Below are 17217 nucleotides of genomic sequence, written 5' to 3' on the forward strand. Positions count from 1 at the left end.
CGCCGCCCGCCGATGACCCGACTCAGCGTCAACGTCAACAAGATCGCGGTGCTGCGCAATTCGCGCGGCGGCGAACTGCCGAGCGTGCTCGAGGCGGCGCGCGCCTGCCTGGACGCCGGCGCGCACGGCATCACCGTGCACCCGCGCCCGGACCGGCGCCACATCCATGCCGAGGACGTGCTGGCGCTGGCCGAGCTGACCCGCGCGCGCGGCGTGGAATTCAACATCGAAGGCAATCCGTTCGCGCCGCCGCGGCCGGGCTATCCGGGGCTGATTCCGCTGTGCGCGCAGGTGCGTCCGGCGCAGGCCACCCTGGTGCCGGACGGCGACGGCCAACTGACCTCCGACCATGGCTTCGACTTCGCTCGCGACAGCGAACGGCTGCGTCCGCTGGTCGCCGAGCTGAAGGCCCTGGGCTGCCGGGTCAGCCTGTTCGTGGATGCCGACAACCCGGACCTGGCACGCGCCGCCGAACTCGGCGCCGACCGCGTCGAGCTGTACACCGGGCCGTATGCGGAAGCGTTCGACCGCGGCGACGCCGCAGCGCCGGCCGCCTTCGCCGCGGCCGCGCGCCGCGCGCAGGCCGCCGGGCTGGGCGTCAATGCCGGCCACGACCTGGCCCAGGCCAACCTCGGCGCGTTCCTGACCGCGGTGCCGCAGGTGCTGGAGGTGTCGATCGGGCACGCGCTGATCGGCGAAGCGCTGTACGCCGGACTCGATGCCACGGTGAAGGCGTATCTCCAGATCCTGGCTGCTGCGCGGTAGCCCATCTGCGTTTCGAGCAGAGACGGGAGCTTGTGCGGGAGTCTCTGGGGGAGAGCAGGCCATCGGCAACGGCCGAGCCTGCCGACCTGAGGCCGTCGGAACCAATGGCCTGGGCCGCCCCGTTGCGAATCGTCATGCCAATTGCGACCTGTGGGAGCGACTTCAGTCGCGACGGGCCTTATCGATAGAGTTCGTCGCGACTGAAGTCGCTCCCACGATGGGCATTGTCAGCCGGCGCTAGTGCCGCGCTGGACGGTAAAAGCGGAGCGCGCGCGTTCGGGAGCCAATCCATTTCATATGGATCGGGCGTGCGCTGCACCGTGGCGATGGGAAGCTCGCTCTTCTCGAGAAGCTATATCGGCACAAACGACGCCACAACAAAACCGACGGCGGCACTTTTGTTTTCGCTCCATCGCCAAACAAAAGAACGCCACCGTTGCCGGTGGCGTTTGCAGTCCGTCATGACGGAGCTGTTGCGCTAGAACGTATCACTGCACGAAGCCGATGCGGTCCACCTGCGCGTTCTTGGCCGCGGCCAACACCTTGGCCATCACCTCGTATTCGGCATCGGGGTTGGCCTCGATGCGCAGCTCCGGGGTGTTGCCGGCGGCCTGCGCCATCGCCTCCTGCAGCCGCGGCTGCAGCTCGGCCAGGGGCAGGGGACTGGCGTTCCAGAACAGCTGGCCGCTGGCGTCCAGGCGCAACTGGATCGGCGGCGGCGGCTCGAGCGGCCGCTGCGGCGTGTCGACACGCTGCGGCAGGTTCATGGTGATCGGCCGCGTCACCAGCGGCACGGTCACGATGAAGATGATCAACAGCACCAACATGACATCGACCAGCGGCGTGACATTGATTTCCGACAACGGTCCCCGGTTCCCTGCGGTACTGAAAGCCATGGCCTGCCTCCTGTCCTGTGGTTGTGGTGTCGCATCTCCAGCCTACACCTGGGACAGGGCGCCGCGCGAGGGGCCAGGCGCAGGACGCTGGAGATGCCGTGGGGCGTGATTGGCGGTGCGGCACCGCGGAGCATCGCGCAGCCGTCTGCCAACGCGGTTTTCCGCTTATGGGCCAGGAGGAGGAAAGCATCGGCTTTCGGCGCAAACGGTCGTCGGTTGCCGACAGGCGTTGCATCGAGGGTGCAGCCGGTCGGGACTGAAGTCGCCTCCCACAATGGGTCCGACGGCGCGTTGCCGAACCTGCGAGCAGTCGCATGCCGGCGTCGATCTCCTGCCGGTTTGCACGACGCCGCCCAAAAAAAAACGCCACCGTTGCCGGTGGCGTTGCAGTCGCGTCATGACTGAGGTGTTGCGGTAGAGCTTATTGCTGCACGAAGCCGATCTTTTTCATGTCCGAATTCTTGGCGGCGGCCAGCACCTTGGCCATCACTTCGTATTCGGAATCCGGATTGGCATCGATGCGCAGTTCCGGCTGGTTGGTCGGATCGCGCTGTACTTCGTTTTCCATCATCTGCGGAAGCGCCGTCACAGCCACCGGGCTGTTGTTCCAGAAGAGCTGGTTCGACGCATCGATACGCAGATCGATCGGCGGCGGCGGATCGCGCAACTGCGGCGGCGGGTTGATCACTCGCTGCGGCAGGTCCACGTCGATCGGGTAGGTCATGATCGGCGCGGTCACGATGAAGATGATCAACAGCACCAGCATCACGTCGACCAGCGGCGTGACGTTGATGTCGGCCATGGGACCACGGCCGCTTCCTGAGCTGAACGCCATGGCTCAGTTCCCCTTCTCTTTGGTCGCAACGAAGCCGACGTCCAGCATGCCCTGACCCTGCGCGATCTTGGTGATCTCGTTGATCGTACGCATCTTGGTCGTGCGGTCGCCACGCAGGTTGAGCGGCGGCTGCGGGGTCTGCTGGGCAGCGGTGGAGAAGCGCGATTCCAGGGCTTCCTTGGAAATCGGCTCGTCGTTCCAGTACAGCGACCCGTCTTCCTTGACCGCCAGCGTGATCGGATTGGAACGTTTTTCGTCCTTGTCCGGATCCTGCTTCAGGTTGGCTTGGGGCAGCTCCACCTTGACCTTGTGGGACATCAGCGGTGCCGTGATGATGAAGATGATCAGCAGCACCAGCATCACGTCCACGAGGGGCGTGACGTTGATGTCGGCCATGGGGCCGCCGCTGTTACCACTACTGAAAGCCATAACGGGCTCCGTTAATCGTTGCGTGGACTACTCGACCGCGGATCAGCGAACGCGCGAACCAGTGGCGAAGAAGTCATGCAGGTCGTGGGCGAACGTATCGAACTTGGCGATCGTCGAGCTGTTGACCTTGCTGAAGAAGTTGAACGCGAACACGGCCGGGATCGCGACGAACAGACCGATCGCGGTCATGATCAGCGCTTCACCCACCGGGCCGGCAACGGCGTCGATCGAGGCGGAGCCGGTGGCACCGATCTTGATCAGCGCGCCGTAGATGCCCCACACCGTACCCAGCAGACCGACGAACGGCGCGGTCGCACCGACGGTGGCCAGCAGGGTCATGCCCGACTGCAGCTTGGTGCTTTCGCGGGTCACGGCCTGACGCAGGGCGCGGTCGACGAACTCCGAACGGCTCAGGGTCTCGCCCAGGCCGGTGCCGGCACCGGCTTCGGCGCGCTGGTGGTGCGCAGCGGCCTGAGCGGCGTCGAGCGCGATCTTCGAGAACGGCTCGCTGGCCGGCTGCTCTTCCATCGCACGGATGGCGTCCTGCGCATTCGGGGTGTCCCAGAACAGGCTGGTGACGCGATCGGCCTGGCCCTTCAGACGGGTGGCGCGGAAGATGTTGATGACGGTCCAGTACCAGGACGACGCCGACATGATGATAAGGGTGATGAGCACCACCCAGGAGACGGCGAAGTCACCCGGCTTGGAGGTCATCTCGGTGATCAGGTGCTCGAAGCCCATCTGCGACAGGGCGTTCGATGCGTTGTTGCCCCCCGCAGCAGCGGCGATGAAAATTTCCTGCAGCATGACGCTTACCTTTGTTGTGTGTGGTGATGAGGGTGGTGCAAAGAGTAGACAGGGCCTGCAGACCGGCGGGTGCGCCGGCCTGCTGCCTTTGTATCAGTTCAGCGCGAAGTTGACCGGTACGCGGACGCGGCCGGCGGTCTTCTGTCCATTGACGACAGCGGAATTGAACCGCCACTTGCGCGCTGCTTCCATGGCGGCGCGGTCCAGATCGCGATTGCGGCTGGATTTCTCGACGGAAACGTTGGTGACGTTACCGTTTGCATCGACATCGATGATCAGGATCACCTCGCCTTCCGCGCCCGACCGGAATGCGGACGGCGGGTACTTCGGCGGGTTCATGTTCTTCGACGAGATATCGACGCTGGCGCCGATGTCGGTCGCGGCAGCAGGCGGCGACGGCGGCGACGGCGGCGTGGCGATGTCGCTCGGGCGCGGCTCCGGCACATCGATCACCGGGGCTTCCGGCGGCGGCGGCAACGGGGTCGGCTTCGGCGGCGCCAGGTTCTTGACCGGCGGCGGCGGGGCGTCGACCAGGGTGACGACGATGTTGCGTTCCTTCTCCGCTGCCGCCTTCGGCGCAACGGCTGGAATCAGCAACAACATCAGCGCTGCCAGATGCAGCGCGATTACGAAGGCAATACCGATGATGCGCGGCCAGCTGAGGCCGGAAGCTTCATCTCTGTCGTAATGCCGATTGATGACCAATTGTTCCGTCATGCGCCAATGACTCGATTTAGGGGGGCCGGGATTCGCGACGAATCTGAATCCCAGTTCAGGCGGCTTGACACCGCAGGAACCTCCAAGCTTATACCAATCCCTGTGACCTGCACTACTTTAAGCACTGGTTTTCGGGGGCTTTTTTTGCTTTTTACTTCAGATTGATGATCTTCTTGGCGTCTTCCGGCTTCTTGACGCCCTTGGCGAGCGCCTGCTGCGCGGCCTGCTTGGCTTCCGGGATGCGGCCTTCCTGGTGCAGCACCTTGGCCAGGTTCAGATAGGTTTCGCCGTCCTTGGACAACGGCGCGGCCTTCTGCCAGTTCTCGATCGCCTGCGGCACCTGGTCGGTGTAGTAGTACGACTGCGCCAGCGCCAGATAGGTCTGGTAGTCAGGCTTGAGGATGCCCTTCTGCAGGCCTTCGTTGATGACCGAGATGACGTCCTTTTCCTTCTTGTCGGTGTTGGCGTAGATCGAGTACAGCTGCTTGTACTCCTTCTCGTCGGTCAACTGCCCGGCGGCACGCAGCTTGTCCATCACCGCGGCGGCCTTGTCCATCTGGTCGGCCTGCATGTACATGCTGGCCAGGTTGAGCTGGGCCTTCTTGTCGTTCGGCGTCTTCGCCGCCAGCGCTTCGGCGGCCTTGACCGCTTCGCCGGTCTGGCCGGCGGCGGCGTAGGACGCCATCAGCAGCTGGTTCCAGCTGTCCTTGGGCTGGGGCGACGCGGCGATGGCCTGCTGCAGCACCGGGATCGCCTCCTGGTAGCGCTCGGTCTGGTACAGCGCCTGGCCCTTGAGGATCAGGTCTTCCGGGCGGGTCGACTTGGATTCGGCCAGGAACTTGTCCAGCGAGGCCAGGCCGGCGGCGGTCTCGTCGTCCTGCAGCTGCAGCTGCGCCAGCATCAGCATCGACTGGAAGTGGCCGTTGTTGTCCAGGCCGTTGAACTGGATCGCCTGCTGCAGGTACTGCTTGGCGGCCTTGCTGTCGTCCAGGTTGTAGGCGGCCTGCGCGGCCAGCTGCGCGGCGATCGACTTGTCGTATTCGTTGGCCGCGCTATTGGCCAGGATCTCGTCGGCCTGGGTGCGCACGCCGGCGTAGTCCTCGCCCTTGTTATAGGTGTCGATCAGCTTCTGCAGCTTGCTGCCGAGCTTGGCCGACGGCTTGCCGGTCGGCTCCTGGCGGGTGGCGTTGGGGAACATCACCGCGGCCTTTTCGTTCTTGGACTTGCGCGAGGAGCGCTGCTCGGAACGATCGGACTGCGCGACAGCGTCGGTCACCACCGCGCCGCCGAGGGCAGCAGTGATCACCAGGGACAACAGCGCTTGCTTGCGGATACTGAATTTCATGGATCACCTCGGTGGAACCGCCCTGAGCGGCACGGAAGACGGAGCGGCCATCCAGGGCCGAGCCAGCAAAACTAACAGAAACCTGTACGTGGTGAAAACGTTTTTAGGACGCATTGCCATGCACGGCGCGCGCCCATGCGCGGCGGCGCCGATGCGCTCAACCGCACTTCGGCGTCCGCCCGGCGCTGCGCGCCTGCGCATACACGGGCTCAAGCGTAGCGACATCGCGTTGCAGTTCGCCGATGCGGGCACTGGGATCGGGGTGGGTGGACAGCCATTGCGGCGGGCGCTGGCCGCCGGCGGCCATCATGTTCTTCCACAGATCCACCGCCTGCGCCGGGTCGAACCCGGCCTGCGCCATCAGCCGCTGGCCGACCACGTCGGCCTCGCTTTCCTGGGTGCGCGAACCCGGCAGCAGGAACGCGGCCTGCGCGGTCATGCCGCCGACCTGGCCCACCGTGTCGGCCGCGGCGCTGCCGTAGCGCGCACCGGCCAGCGCGCCGAGCAGGCTGAGGCCGGTCTGGGTGCCCATCTGGCGGGTGATGCGTTCTTCGTGGTGACGCGAGATCACGTGGCCAATCTCGTGGCCGAGCACCGCCGCCAGCTGATCCTGATTCTTGGCCACGGTAAAGATGCCGCTGTTGACACCGACCTTGCCGCCGGGCAACGCGAACGCGTTGGGTTCCTTGTCGTCGAACAGGGCGGTTTCCCATGCGGTGCCGCGCCACTGCGGCGGCAACTGCGCGACCAGGGCGTTGACCACGCAGCGCACGTAGGCATTGCGCTTCGGATCGGAGTCGATCGGCTCCTTGGCCTTGGTCTCGGCAAAGGCCTTCAGGCCGAGTTGATCGAGTTCCTGCTGCGACACGCCACCCACGACCTGGGTACGCCCGGTCGGCGAGGTAGTGGTCGCGCACGCTGCCAGCAGCACCGCGATCGATGCCCCCAGTACAACCTTCTTCATACGGGTCCCCCTATGACACGCATCGCAGTGTGGTGGCACACGTCTTAACTTTTCGTCAAACAAATCTTCAAGTTGTGCCAAACCAGTACAACGCCGCGACAGCGACGGCATTGTTCAGCCCGTGCGCGGCGATCGGCGCCCACAACGTGCCGGTGCGCTTGTACAGCCATGCGAACGCGGCGCCCATGCTGCCGTAGACCAGCCACAGCTGCAGGGTTTCGGCCACGCCATTGCCGGTGGTGCCGGGCAATTCGTGCACCAGCGCGAATGCGGCGCCGCTGAGCACCATGCCCAACCGCGGCCGGCCGGCATCCCACAGGCGCCCGAACAGCACGCGGCGGAACAGCAGTTCCTCGTAGGCCGGGGCGATCAGCACCGCGAACACGACCAGGAACAACGGCATCTGCGTCATCGCTTCGCGCATCAGCGGCAGGTTGGTCGGCACCGGCTTGATCCCCAGCTGCGCGCCGAGGTTGGACAGCACGCTGCTGCCCACGAACACCGCCACCGCGACCAGCAGCACCCAACCCCAGGTTGCCGGCACGCGCGCGGCCTGCCAGGAGGCGCGGCGTTCGGCCGCGCTGGCCGGGCGGCGCAGGAAATACAGCAGCAAGGCCGCGGACAGGGTGCTGACCAGGGCGATCAGCAGCTGCGCCAGCGCCCCGGGCTGGCCGAGCTGGGAGGCCACGGCCGAGGCCAGCCGATCGGCGGCAATGCCCTGCGCCCGCAGTTCCATGGTGACCTGGAAGCCGCGCACCACGCCCCAGACCAGGCCGGACAGCACGCTGACGGCCAACAGCACGACCGCGGCAAGCAGCACGTCGAGGACGAAACCGAGCACCGGCTTGCCCCAGCCGGACGGCGGCGCGGCCTGGGTGAGCGGGGGCGTGGCGGGCGTAGGCGACGGCAGCGAGGTCATCGCGATCCTGGGCGAGAGCAGGCTAGGGGAGCGGAACGATGCCGGCCCCCGGCACGAGCCGGGGGCGGCGGCGATGCCGCGTCAGATGTCGAGGTTGGCGACCTTCAGCGCGTTTTCCTCGATGAAATCGCGGCGCGGCTCGACCACGTCGCCCATCAAGGTGCTGAAGATCTGGTCGGCGGCCACCGCGTCCTCGATGCGTACCTGCAGCAGGCGACGCGTATCCGGGTTCACCGTGGTTTCCCACAGCTGCTCGGCGTTCATTTCGCCCAGGCCCTTGAAGCGCTGGATCTGCCGGCCCTTCTTGGCCTCGTCGAACAACCAGGCATGCGCCTGGGCGAAGCTGCTGATCGACTGGGTCTTGTTGCCGCGCACGATCTGCGCGCCTTCGCGGACCAGCCCGTTCAACGCCAGCGCGACCTCGCGCAGCGGACGCAGTTCGCCGCCTTCGAAAGCCGTCATGGGCACCCAACTAATCAGTTCTTCGCCCATGTGGCGACGAACAACAGTCAACGTCGCCGATTTCTGCTCATTTGCCGATTCGAAGCGCAGCTCGTAGCGGGCGGTGCCCAGGCTGCCGCGGTTGAGCACGGCCTGCAGGGCCTCCAGGCTCGGGTGGCGGTCGCCCTCGGCTTCCAGCTGCGCCACGTCCAGCGGCGGCAGGTCGATCAGCGCGGTCAACAGCGCCGGATCGTAACGGTGCGCATTGCGCGCCACCGCCTCGTTGGCGCTGGCAAACAGCAGCAGCAGCTTCTCCAGCGCCGCACCGGTGATCGGCGGCTCGTTGCTGGCGGGAATCAGCGCGGCCCCCTCGACCGCGCTGTTGGCCAGGTAGGCGTTGAGCGCGTTGTCGTCCTTCAGGTACAGCTCCTGCTTGCCCTGCTTGAGCCGGTACAGCGGCGGCAGGCCGATGTAGATGTAGCCGCGCTCGATCAGCTCCGGCATCTGCCGGTAGAAGAACGTCAGCAGCAGGGTGCGGATGTGCGCGCCGTCGACGTCGGCGTCGGTCATGATGATGATGCGGTGGTAGCGCAGCTTGTCCGGGTTGTACTCGTCGCGGCCGATGCCGGTGCCCAGCGCGGTGATCAGCGTGCCGACCTGGTCGGAGGCCAGCATGCGGTCGAAGCGCGCGCGTTCCACGTTGAGGATCTTGCCGCGCAGCGGCAGCACCGCCTGGTTCTTGCGGTTGCGGCCCTGCTTGGCCGAGCCGCCTGCCGAGTCGCCCTCGACGATGAACAGCTCCGACAGCGCCGGATCCTTCTCCTGGCAGTCGGCCAGCTTGCCGGGCAGGCCGGCGATGTCCAGCGCGCCCTTGCGGCGGGTCAGGTCGCGCGCCTTGCGCGCGGCCTCGCGGGCGCGCGCGGCATCGACGATCTTGCCGGCGATGGCCTTGGCCTCGTTGGGGTTTTCCTGCAGGAATTCCTCCAGGCGCGCGCCGAACGCGGTCTCCACCGCCGGCCGCACGTCGGAACTGACCAGCTTTTCCTTGGTCTGGCTGGAGAAGCTCGGATCCGGCACCTTCACCGACAGTACGGCGATCATGCCTTCGCGCATGTCGTCGCCGGTCAGGTTGATCTTGGCCTGCTTGGCGATGCCGTTCTGCTCGATGTAGGTATTGAGCACGCGCGTCAGCGCGCCGCGGAAGCCGGCCAGGTGGGTGCCGCCGTCCTTCTGCGGGATATTGTTGGTGAAGCAGTACATCGTCTCCTGGTAGGAGTCGGTCCACTGCAGCGCCACTTCCACGGTGATGCCGTTGTGCTCGCCGCTGACCGAGATCACGTGCGGGTGCAGCGGGGTCTTCAGCTGCGCCAGGTGCTCGACGAAGCTGCGGATGCCGCCTTCGTAGTGGAAGTCGTCGCGGCGGCCTTCGCCGCGCTCGTCGGCGAGCACGATCTTGACCCCGGAATTGAGGAAGGACAGCTCGCGCAGGCGACGCGCCAGGATGTCGTAGTGGTATTCCACGTTGTTGTGGAACGCCAGGACCGATGGCCAGAAACGAACGGTCGTCCCGCGCTTGCCGGTCTCGCCCAGCTTCTTGAGCGGGGCGACGGCCGCGCCGTTGCTGAATTCCTGCTGGTAATGGGCGCCGCCCTGGAACACGTCCAGCAGCAGCTTCTCCGACAGCGCGTTGACCACGCTGACGCCGACGCCGTGCAGACCGCCGGAGACCTTGTAGCTGTTGTCGTCGAACTTGCCGCCGGCGTGCAGCACGGTCATCACCACCTCGGCCGCCGACACCTCGCGGCCGAGCTTCTTGCTCATCTGCTCGTGCTTGCCGACCGGGATACCGCGCCCGTTGTCCGACACCGATACCGAACCGTCGGCGTGGATCGTCACCGAGACGTGGTCGGCGTGTCCGGCCAGGGCCTCGTCGATGGAGTTGTCGACGACCTCGAACACCATGTGATGCAGGCCGGTGCCGTCATGGACGTCGCCGATGTACATCCCAGGCCGCTTGCGAACCGCCTCGAGGCCTTCCAGGGCGGTGATGCTGTTCGCGTCGTAGTTGCCGGTGCTTGGTGGGGTGTTCTGTTCGTCGGTCATTGCGCGTGCCGTAGGCTCCACAAGGCGGCGAAGACAGGCCGGGGCCGGTTCGCGCCGCTCGATAAGGGAATGACAGGAATTATAGCAGCCACGGGCACCCAGCCCCCGCGAGCCTAAGGCTGGACCAGCAGGCGCCCATGTTCCACGTGGAACCGCGCGATCGGCAACGCCATGTCGGCCAGGGCCTGCGGGGTTTCGGTCGCGGTGACGAACACCTGCGCCGGCCCGGCCCGCAGCCGCTGCAGCACGCGCCGCTGGTGGTGCTGGTCCAGTTCCGAGGCCAGGTCGTCCAGGGCGATCACCGGCCACTCCCCGCGTTGCTCGGCATAGTCCTCGGCCTGGGCCAGCAGGCAGGCCAGGGCGGTGAGCTTGGCCTGGCCGCGCGACAGCGCGTCGCGGCCGGGGATGGCCGCGAACTCCAGGCTCCAGTCGGCACGGTGCGGCCCGACCGAGGTATAGCCGTACTGGCGGTCGCGCTCGCGGTTGAGCAACAGCGCATCGGCCAGCGGCACCTCGTGGCGGCGCCAACCCGGCGCGAACTGCAGGTGCTGGATACCCAGCGCTGGCGCCAGCTCCGGACCCAGCGCCAAAAGGCGCTGCAGCAGGCGTTCCAGGTAATGCTCGCGGCGGGAAGTGAGCGGTTCGCCGGCCTCGGCCAGCTCGTGGTCCCAGGCATCCAGGGCCGCGCCGCCGCCGCCGCTTTTCAGCAGGGCATTGCGCTGCTTGAGCGCCCGCGCGTAGCGACGCCACAGCCCCAGGAAGTCAGGTTCCACGTGGAACAGGCCCCAATCGACGAAACGCCGGCGCGGTTCGCCACCGCCGCTGACCAGCACGTGGCTACCCGGCTCGAAGGTGACCACCGCCAACGCCGCGCAGAGCGTGCCGAGGTAGGCCACGTCCTCGCCATCGAGCCGGCCACGCCAGTCCTGGCCGCTATGGCGCAGCCCGGCGCGACGGCGGCGCGGTTGCTGCGGCTCCGGGCCGCGTTCCTGCCATTCGACGAACACGTCCAGTGCGTCCTGGCCCTGGCTGACCAGGCCATCGCGCACCCGCCCGCGGAAGCTGCGGCCGTAGGCCATCAGGTGCATGGCCTCGAGGATGGTGGTCTTGCCGGCGCCGTTGTCGCCGGTGATCAGGTTCAAGCCCGGCGCAGGCGCCAGTTCCAACGCGGCGAAGCGGCGCAGGTGATGAAGATCGAGGCGGGAGACGTGCATACGCGGAATCGGGGCGAGGCGCTCGCACCGGGCGCACGCGGGTCGGCTCATCAGGGTAGGGCGGCAGCATACCCAAAGCTGTCGCGAACGTCCTGTCGCGGGCGACGCCTGGCGATCGGGGTTTGGGTCGATGCGGTCGGCGAGCCTGGGAAATGGCTGGTCCTGCGAGGCCATTCGCGCCCAAAGGCGTGTTCCTGGAGACATCGATCGGCAGCGGTAAGTCCCCCCGTCGCGACTGAAGTCGCTCCCACAGGGAGCAAGTCGGGGCGTCAAGAGCGCCGGCTCACCCGGGCAAAAGAAAACCCGGCACGAGGCCGGGTTTCTTGTTGTGTTCCACGTGGAACACTAACTCCCTGCGCAGGTCAGAGGCGCAGCGGCATCACCACGTGGCGCGAGCGGGCGCTGCTGGCCTCGCGGACCAGGGCCGAGGAGTTGGCGTCGCGCAGCTGGATCACGATGAACTCCTCGCGCAGCGCCGACAGCGCGTCGAGCAGGTAGTTCACGTTGAAGCCGATCGCCAGGTCGCTGACCTTGGTGTCGGCCTCGATCTCTTCCTGCGCTTCTTCCTGCTCGGGGTTGTGCGCGCTGATCTTCAGCTGGCCCGGCGAGACTTCCACGCGCACGCCGCGGTACTTCTCGTTGGACAGGATCGCCGCACGTTGCAGCGCGGCGCGCAGCGCCTCGCGATCCAGCTTGACCTCGCGGTCGGCGCCGATCGGGATCACCGCTTCGTAATCGGGGAAACGGCCGTCGATCAGCTTGGAGGTGAAAGTGACATCGTCGCGCTTGACCCGCACGTGGCTACGGCCCACTTCCAGCTCGACCTCGCGATCGCCGCCTTCCAGCAGGCGTTGCAGCTCAGTCACGCCCTTGCGCGGCACGATGATCTGGCGCTTGGCGCCGCCGGCGTTCTCCAGCTCGGTCTCGCACAGCGCCAGGCGATGGCCATCGGTGGCCACGCAGCGCAGGGTCTGGTCGCGCAGGTCGAACAGCAGGCCGTTGAGGTAGTAGCGCACGTCCTGCTGCGCCATCGCGAACGCGGTGCGCTCGATCAGTTCCTTCAGCGCCGCTTCCGGCACCAGCACCCGCTCGGTGGCTTCCACTTCGTCGACCGAGGGGAAATCGTTGGCCGGCAGCGTGGCCAGGGTGAAGCGGCTGCGTCCGGCCTGCACGGTGATCTTGTCGCCGGTCTGCGAGACGGTGATCTTGCTGCCGTCGGGCAGCGCCCGAATGATCTCGAACAGCTTGCGTGCCGGAATCGTGGTTTCGCCGTCCTGGGCGTCGTCGACCGCGATACGCGACACCATTTCCACTTCCAGGTCGGTACCGGTCAGCGACAGTTGCCCGTCGTGCACCTGCACCAGGAAGTTGGCCAGAACCGGCAAGGTCTGGCGGCGTTCGACCACATTGACGACTTGCGCCAATGGCTTGAGGAAGGCTTCGCGCTGCAGTGTGAAACGCATGTGGTTCCGTGCCCCTATGCTTTAAAAAGATATGGAATAAATCAAAAGCTTGGTGGTGATGGTAGAGCGATTTTCGGTGCAAAGGTAGCTTAACTATCTGGAATGCAAGGGTTTTTCGCCCTCTCAATCCCGGGTATTACTGCCCCTGAAGGGGTGGGGAAACCTGTGGATAGTTTTGCCGGCGCCGCCGCGCTGCACTTTATCCACAGTTTCTACCGGATTTGTCGCGAAGTCATGCACCGATTTATCCGGCGCTTCCGACCATGCCGCACCGGAGCGTTCGCAAGGGTGCGGATCCGCGCCTCTCCGGCGCAGTGCCGGCCCGCTACTCGCTCAGCTTGCGGATCAGCTTGTCCCAGTCCTCGCGCAGCTTGCCGTCGGTCTCCATCAGGTGCTTGATCTGCCGGCAGGCGTGCAGCACGGTGGTGTGGTCGCGGCCGGCGAACGCATCGCCGATCTCCGGCAGGCTGTGTTCGGTCAGTTCCTTGGTCAACGCCATCGCCACCTGCCGCGGCCGCGCCAGCGAGCGGGTGCGGCGCTTGGACAGCAGGTCCTTGATCTGCAGGCCGTAGTAGTCGGCCACGGTCTTCTGGATGTTGGGGATGCCGATCGCCTGCTGTTGCGCGCGCAGCAGATCGCGCAGCGTCTCCTGGGCAAACTCGGTGGTGATCGCGCGGCCGGTGAAGTTGGCGCGGGCCGCCAGCGTGTTGAGCGCGCCTTCCAGGTCGCGTACGTTGGAGCGCATCTTCTTGGCGATCAGGAACGCCACGTCGTCGGGGATCTCGGCGCCGCGTTCGCGCGCCTTGGCCAGCACGATCGCTGCACGGGTCTCGAAGTCGGGCGGGTCGATCGCCACCGACAGGCCCCAGGCCAGGCGCGACTTCAGCCGCGGCTCCAGGCCTTCGACCTCGCGCGGGTAGCGGTCGCAGGTCAGGATGATCTGCTGGCGGCCGTCGAACAGCGCGTTGAAGGTGTGGAAGAACTCTTCCTGGGTGCGGTCCTTGCCGGCGAAGAACTGGATGTCGTCGATCAGCAGCGCGTCCACCTGCTGGAACTGGCGCTTGAACTGGTCCATGGTCTTGTCCTGCAGCGCGCGGATCATCGCGCTGAAGAACTGTTCCGAGCGCAGGTACATGACCCGCGCGTTGGGGTTCTGCTCGCGCATCGCGTTGCCGGCGGCGAACATCAGGTGGGTCTTGCCCAGGCCGGTGCTGCCGTACAGCAGCAGCGGGTTGTGCGCGCGGTCGCCGGGTTTCTGCGCCGCCTGCGTGGCCGCGGCCAGGCCGAGCTGGTTGCTGCGGCCTTCGACGAAGTTGGCGAAGGTGTAGTGCGAGTCGAGGTTGCCGGCGAACGGTTCCAGCAACGGCGCCGGCGGCGTGCGCGCGGCGGCCGCATCGCTGGCGACCGGGGCCACCGGCTCCGGCGCGCGCGGACGCGAGCCGACCTGCAACGCCACTTCGCCGCTGCCGGCGAAATAGGTCATCAGTTCGCGGATCCGCGCCAGGTAGCGCTCGCGCACCTGTTCGACGATGAAGGCGTTCGGGGCGTACAGGACCATGCTGTTGTCATGGCGCTGTTCGGCTTGCAGCGGTTTCAACCAGGTGTGAACGTCCTCGGCTGGAAATTCAGCTTCCAGACGTTCCAGGCAACGGGGCCAAGCATCCATCAGATGTAATTCATTGAGAGACCAGGCGTGAGGCGCGAACGATCGCGGCGCACTCGGCCGGTGAAAAGAGGAAAGCGGATGGGTCAGACTACCATCGGCACGCAGGGTCTGGAATGGTTTTCCCGCATCTATGCACAGATCCATCCACAGGCCGCACGCAGCGCCCGTCTTGGCGCCGGATAAAGAGCAGTTGACCGCACCCCGGTTGGTTCTATAGAATTTCCGGTTCTTTCCGCCTCATTCAGACAGAGCGCCCCGATGGCCACCAAGCGCACATTCCAGCCCAGCAACCTCAAGCGCAAGCGCGACCATGGCTTCCGTGCCCGTATGGCGACCGCCGACGGCCGCAAGATCCTGGCCCGCCGCCGCGCCAAGGGCCGCAAGCGCCTTAGCGCTTGATTGCTTCGCCGCCCCAGGCGGCGCCTGCAATCCGGACCGTGAATCATCCCGACCCGCGTAGGCGATTTCCTCGCTCTGCGCGGGTTCGCACGTCTGCGGAATACCGCATCGTGTTCGATGCCGCACGCCGCTGCTCCGAACCGCTGATGAGCCTGCACTGGCGCAGCGCCGATCACCCTGCGCGGCTCGGCCTTGCCGTGTCGCGCAAGGTCGACAAGCGCGCGGTGGTTCGCAATCGCATCAAACGCGTCCTGCGCGACGCCACGCGGCATCTGCTGCCGTGGCTGGCGCCGGGCGACTATGTGGTGGTGGCGCGCAGCGCCGCCGCCCAGGCCAGCGGCGAACAGCTGCGCCAGGCCTATCTGCGCCTGCTGCGTCGCGCTGGCGCATTGCCGGCCCCGGCTGCGGACGGCACAATGCCGCCGCCCCTCTCTCCTTCTTCCCCCACTTCCAAGTCAGAACCCGTTTCTGGCTGAGCCGAGCTTGCCTGTCCGATGAACCAGACCCGCCTTTTCCTGATCTTTGCCTGGCTGATGGTCGCGGCCCTGTTGTGGATGGAGTGGAACAAGGAGCACGCCGCGCCTGCGGCCGATGCGACCGCCATTGCGGCCGCGACCACGGTGCCGCCCGCGCAGGACGCCGATGCCGGCGCCAGCGGCGCACCGGCGGTGCCGCGTGCCACCCAATCCGGCGCTGCAGCCGTGCCCGGCGCCGCCAGCGAGACCGCCGCGCCGGTCGCCGCCGGTGCCGCGCCGCGGGTCACCATCACCACCGACGTGCTGCACCTGACCCTGGACGGGCGCAGCGTGTTCGACGCGGACCTGCTGCTGTTCCCGCAGACCAAGCAGCCCGGCAGCCCGCCGGTGGCGCTGCTGACCGAGGATCCGGTGCATCCGTATACCGCCACCAGCGGCTGGGTCGGCGAAAACAACGCGCCGTCGCCGGGTCCGGGCGGTTTCCGTCCGGAACAGCCGGGCAAGGACTACGTGCTGGCCAAGGGCCAGGACGCGCTGCAGGTGCCGTTCGTGTGGAACGGCCCGGACGGCATCAGCATCCGCCGCGTCTACACCGTGCAGCGCGGCCACTACGCGGTGCAGATCAAGGACGAGATCATCAACCAGGGCAGCAAGCCCTGGCAGGGCTACGTGTTCCGCAAGCTGAGCCGGGTGCCGACCATTGTCAGCCGTGGCATGACCAACCCGGATTCCTTCAGCTTCAACGGCGCCACCTGGTTCAGCGCGCAGGATGGCTACCAGCGCCGTGCGTTCAAGGATTTCCTGGAAGACGGCCCGGTCAACCAGACCATCAAGGGCGGCTGGATCGCGCTGCTGCAGCACCACTTCTTCACCGGCTGGATCCCGCAGGCCGACCAGGAGGCGGTGTACGTGCTGTCCAACGACGGCCCGCGCCACGTGATCGAGGCGCGCGGCCCGGGCTTCACCGTCGCCCCCGGCGCGCGCGCCAGCAGCGAGGCGCGGCTGTGGGTCGGCCCGAAGCTGGTCAACCAGATCGCCAAGGAAAACGTGCGCGGCCTGGACCGCGTGGTCGACTACAGCCGGTTCTCGCTGATGGCGATCCTGGGCCAGGGCCTGTTCTGGGTGCTCAGCCACCTGCACACCCTGCTCGGCAACTGGGGCTGGTCGATCGTCGGCCTGGTGATCCTGCTCAAGCTGGTGCTGTATCCGCTGTCGGCCGCGCAGTACAAGAGCATGGCCAAGATGCGCAAGTTCCAGCCGCGCATCCAGCAGCTCAAGGAGCGCTACGGCGACGACAAGCAGAAGTTCCAGACGGCGATGATGGAGCTGTACAAGAAGGAGAAGATCAATCCGATGGGCGGCTGCCTGCCGGTGCTGGTGCAGATGCCGATCTTCTTCGCGCTGTACTGGGTGCTGGTGGAATCGGTGGAGCTGCGCCAGGCGCCGTGGTTCGCCTGGATCCAGGACCTGACCGCACGCGATCCGTACTTCATCCTGCCGGTGATCAACGTGGCGGTGATGTGGCTGACGCAGAAGCTGACGCCGTCGCCGGGCATGGACCCGATGCAGGCGCGGATGATGCAGTTCATGCCGCTGGTGTTCGGCGTGATGATGGCCTTCGTGCCGTCGGGCCTGGTGCTGTACTGGGTCACCAACGGTTCGCTGGGCCTGCTGCAGCAGTGGTGGATGACCAAGCGCCACGGCGAGCCGGCCACGGCCGGTGCCGGCGCCAAACCACCGGCCAAGACGAAGAAGTAAATCCGACAACGCCCGCCGCC

Annotated in this window: 16 protein-coding genes; 4 read left to right on the forward strand and 12 right to left on the reverse strand. The window is 66.5% G+C overall.

All coding sequences use genetic code 11. The features are described from left to right. Positions 1-12 precede the first annotated feature (12 nt). The gene (locus tag JR064_RS14525; protein WP_206230190.1) at positions 13-765 is read left to right on the forward strand and encodes a pyridoxine 5'-phosphate synthase; all 753 of its coding nucleotides are present in this window, start codon (positions 13-15) and stop codon (positions 763-765) included. Between the two features lie 488 nt (positions 766-1253). On the opposite strand, the gene JR064_RS14530 is transcribed toward JR064_RS14525, so the two are convergent. From JR064_RS14530 to dnaA, 12 genes are all read right to left on the reverse strand, one after another. Beyond that, entirely contained in the window at positions 1254-1661 is a 408-nt protein-coding gene (locus JR064_RS14530; RefSeq protein WP_179570263.1) for an ExbD/TolR family protein, read from the reverse strand. A 421-nt stretch (positions 1662-2082) separates the two neighbouring features. Beyond that, entirely contained in the window at positions 2083-2496 is a 414-nt protein-coding gene (locus JR064_RS14535) for an ExbD/TolR family protein (protein ID WP_039004766.1), read from the reverse strand. A gap of 3 nt (positions 2497-2499) precedes the next feature. After that, positions 2500-2925: an ExbD/TolR family protein gene (locus JR064_RS14540; RefSeq protein ID WP_184414452.1), complete on the reverse strand. Its 426-nt coding sequence runs from the start codon at positions 2923-2925 to the stop codon at positions 2500-2502. 42 nt (positions 2926-2967) lie between these two features. Continuing rightward, entirely contained in the window at positions 2968-3732 is a 765-nt protein-coding gene (exbB, locus tag JR064_RS14545) for a TonB-system energizer ExbB (protein ID WP_179570259.1), read from the reverse strand. A gap of 93 nt (positions 3733-3825) precedes the next feature. Then, entirely contained in the window at positions 3826-4449 is a 624-nt protein-coding gene (locus tag JR064_RS14550; RefSeq protein WP_206230191.1) for an energy transducer TonB, read from the reverse strand. A 151-nt stretch (positions 4450-4600) separates the two neighbouring features. Continuing rightward, positions 4601-5794 (reverse strand): tetratricopeptide repeat protein, encoded by a 1194-nt coding sequence (locus JR064_RS14555; RefSeq protein WP_179570255.1) that lies wholly within the window; start codon positions 5792-5794, stop codon positions 4601-4603. 157 nt (positions 5795-5951) lie between these two features. Beyond that, positions 5952-6758 (reverse strand): M48 family metallopeptidase, encoded by an 807-nt coding sequence (locus JR064_RS14560; RefSeq protein WP_179570253.1) that lies wholly within the window; start codon positions 6756-6758, stop codon positions 5952-5954. Between the two features lie 67 nt (positions 6759-6825). After that, positions 6826-7677: a CPBP family intramembrane glutamic endopeptidase gene (locus JR064_RS14565; RefSeq protein ID WP_179570251.1), complete on the reverse strand. Its 852-nt coding sequence runs from the start codon at positions 7675-7677 to the stop codon at positions 6826-6828. 81 nt (positions 7678-7758) lie between these two features. Then, positions 7759-10221, reverse strand: coding sequence for a DNA topoisomerase (ATP-hydrolyzing) subunit B (gene gyrB / locus JR064_RS14570; protein ID WP_206230192.1), 2463 nt, complete (start codon positions 10219-10221; stop codon positions 7759-7761). Positions 10222-10334: 113 nt separating this feature from the next. Then, on the reverse strand, positions 10335-11435 hold the full coding sequence (recF, locus tag JR064_RS14575) for a DNA replication/repair protein RecF (protein WP_206230193.1): 1101 nt from the start codon (positions 11433-11435) through the stop codon (positions 10335-10337). A gap of 362 nt (positions 11436-11797) precedes the next feature. Further along, positions 11798-12898 carry a DNA polymerase III subunit beta gene (dnaN, locus tag JR064_RS14580; RefSeq protein WP_179570245.1) on the reverse strand — a complete coding sequence of 367 codons (1101 nt, stop codon included), beginning with the start codon at positions 12896-12898 and terminating at the stop codon, positions 11798-11800. A 325-nt stretch (positions 12899-13223) separates the two neighbouring features. Further along, entirely contained in the window at positions 13224-14564 is a 1341-nt protein-coding gene (dnaA, locus tag JR064_RS14585; protein WP_179570243.1) for a chromosomal replication initiator protein DnaA, read from the reverse strand. A gap of 258 nt (positions 14565-14822) precedes the next feature. Between dnaA and rpmH the strand changes: the two genes are divergently transcribed. Genes rpmH through yidC form a run of 3 tightly spaced genes read left to right on the forward strand, consistent with a single transcriptional unit; the run spans position 14823 to position 17197 of the window. Further along, positions 14823-14963, forward strand: a complete 141-nt coding sequence (gene rpmH, locus JR064_RS14590; protein WP_003469983.1) for a 50S ribosomal protein L34 — start codon at positions 14823-14825, stop codon at positions 14961-14963. A gap of 38 nt (positions 14964-15001) precedes the next feature. Next, positions 15002-15439: a ribonuclease P protein component gene (rnpA, locus tag JR064_RS14595; protein ID WP_206230194.1), complete on the forward strand. Its 438-nt coding sequence runs from the start codon at positions 15002-15004 to the stop codon at positions 15437-15439. An 18-nt stretch (positions 15440-15457) separates the two neighbouring features. Next, the gene (yidC, locus tag JR064_RS14600; protein WP_206230195.1) at positions 15458-17197 is read left to right on the forward strand and encodes a membrane protein insertase YidC; all 1740 of its coding nucleotides are present in this window, start codon (positions 15458-15460) and stop codon (positions 17195-17197) included. The last annotated feature ends 20 nt before the right edge of the window (positions 17198-17217 follow it).

Origin of the sequence: Xanthomonas bonasiae, from assembly GCF_017163705.1 — a bacterium.
Classification (GTDB): domain Bacteria; phylum Pseudomonadota; class Gammaproteobacteria; order Xanthomonadales; family Xanthomonadaceae; genus Xanthomonas_A; species Xanthomonas_A bonasiae.

Excerpts from the sequence above, each read along its gene's own strand:
- JR064_RS14525 (WP_206230190.1), top strand. The coding sequence starts at position 13 with ATGACCCGACTCAGCGTCAACGTCAACAAGATCGCGGTGCTGCGCAAT.
- JR064_RS14530 (WP_179570263.1), bottom strand. The coding sequence starts at position 1,661 with ATGGCTTTCAGTACCGCAGGGAACCGGGGACCGTTGTCGGAAATCAAT.
- JR064_RS14535 (WP_039004766.1), bottom strand. The coding sequence starts at position 2,496 with ATGGCGTTCAGCTCAGGAAGCGGCCGTGGTCCCATGGCCGACATCAAC.
- JR064_RS14540 (WP_184414452.1), bottom strand. The coding sequence starts at position 2,925 with ATGGCTTTCAGTAGTGGTAACAGCGGCGGCCCCATGGCCGACATCAAC.
- exbB (WP_179570259.1), bottom strand. The coding sequence starts at position 3,732 with ATGCTGCAGGAAATTTTCATCGCCGCTGCTGCGGGGGGCAACAACGCA.
- JR064_RS14550 (WP_206230191.1), bottom strand. The coding sequence starts at position 4,449 with ATGACGGAACAATTGGTCATCAATCGGCATTACGACAGAGATGAAGCT.
- JR064_RS14555 (WP_179570255.1), bottom strand. The coding sequence starts at position 5,794 with ATGAAATTCAGTATCCGCAAGCAAGCGCTGTTGTCCCTGGTGATCACT.
- JR064_RS14560 (WP_179570253.1), bottom strand. The coding sequence starts at position 6,758 with ATGAAGAAGGTTGTACTGGGGGCATCGATCGCGGTGCTGCTGGCAGCG.
- JR064_RS14565 (WP_179570251.1), bottom strand. The coding sequence starts at position 7,677 with ATGACCTCGCTGCCGTCGCCTACGCCCGCCACGCCCCCGCTCACCCAG.
- gyrB (WP_206230192.1), bottom strand. The coding sequence starts at position 10,221 with ATGACCGACGAACAGAACACCCCACCAAGCACCGGCAACTACGACGCG.
- recF (WP_206230193.1), bottom strand. The coding sequence starts at position 11,435 with ATGCACGTCTCCCGCCTCGATCTTCATCACCTGCGCCGCTTCGCCGCG.
- dnaN (WP_179570245.1), bottom strand. The coding sequence starts at position 12,898 with ATGCGTTTCACACTGCAGCGCGAAGCCTTCCTCAAGCCATTGGCGCAA.
- dnaA (WP_179570243.1), bottom strand. The coding sequence starts at position 14,564 with ATGGATGCTTGGCCCCGTTGCCTGGAACGTCTGGAAGCTGAATTTCCA.
- rpmH (WP_003469983.1), top strand. The coding sequence starts at position 14,823 with ATGGCCACCAAGCGCACATTCCAGCCCAGCAACCTCAAGCGCAAGCGC.
- yidC (WP_206230195.1), top strand. The coding sequence starts at position 15,458 with ATGAACCAGACCCGCCTTTTCCTGATCTTTGCCTGGCTGATGGTCGCG.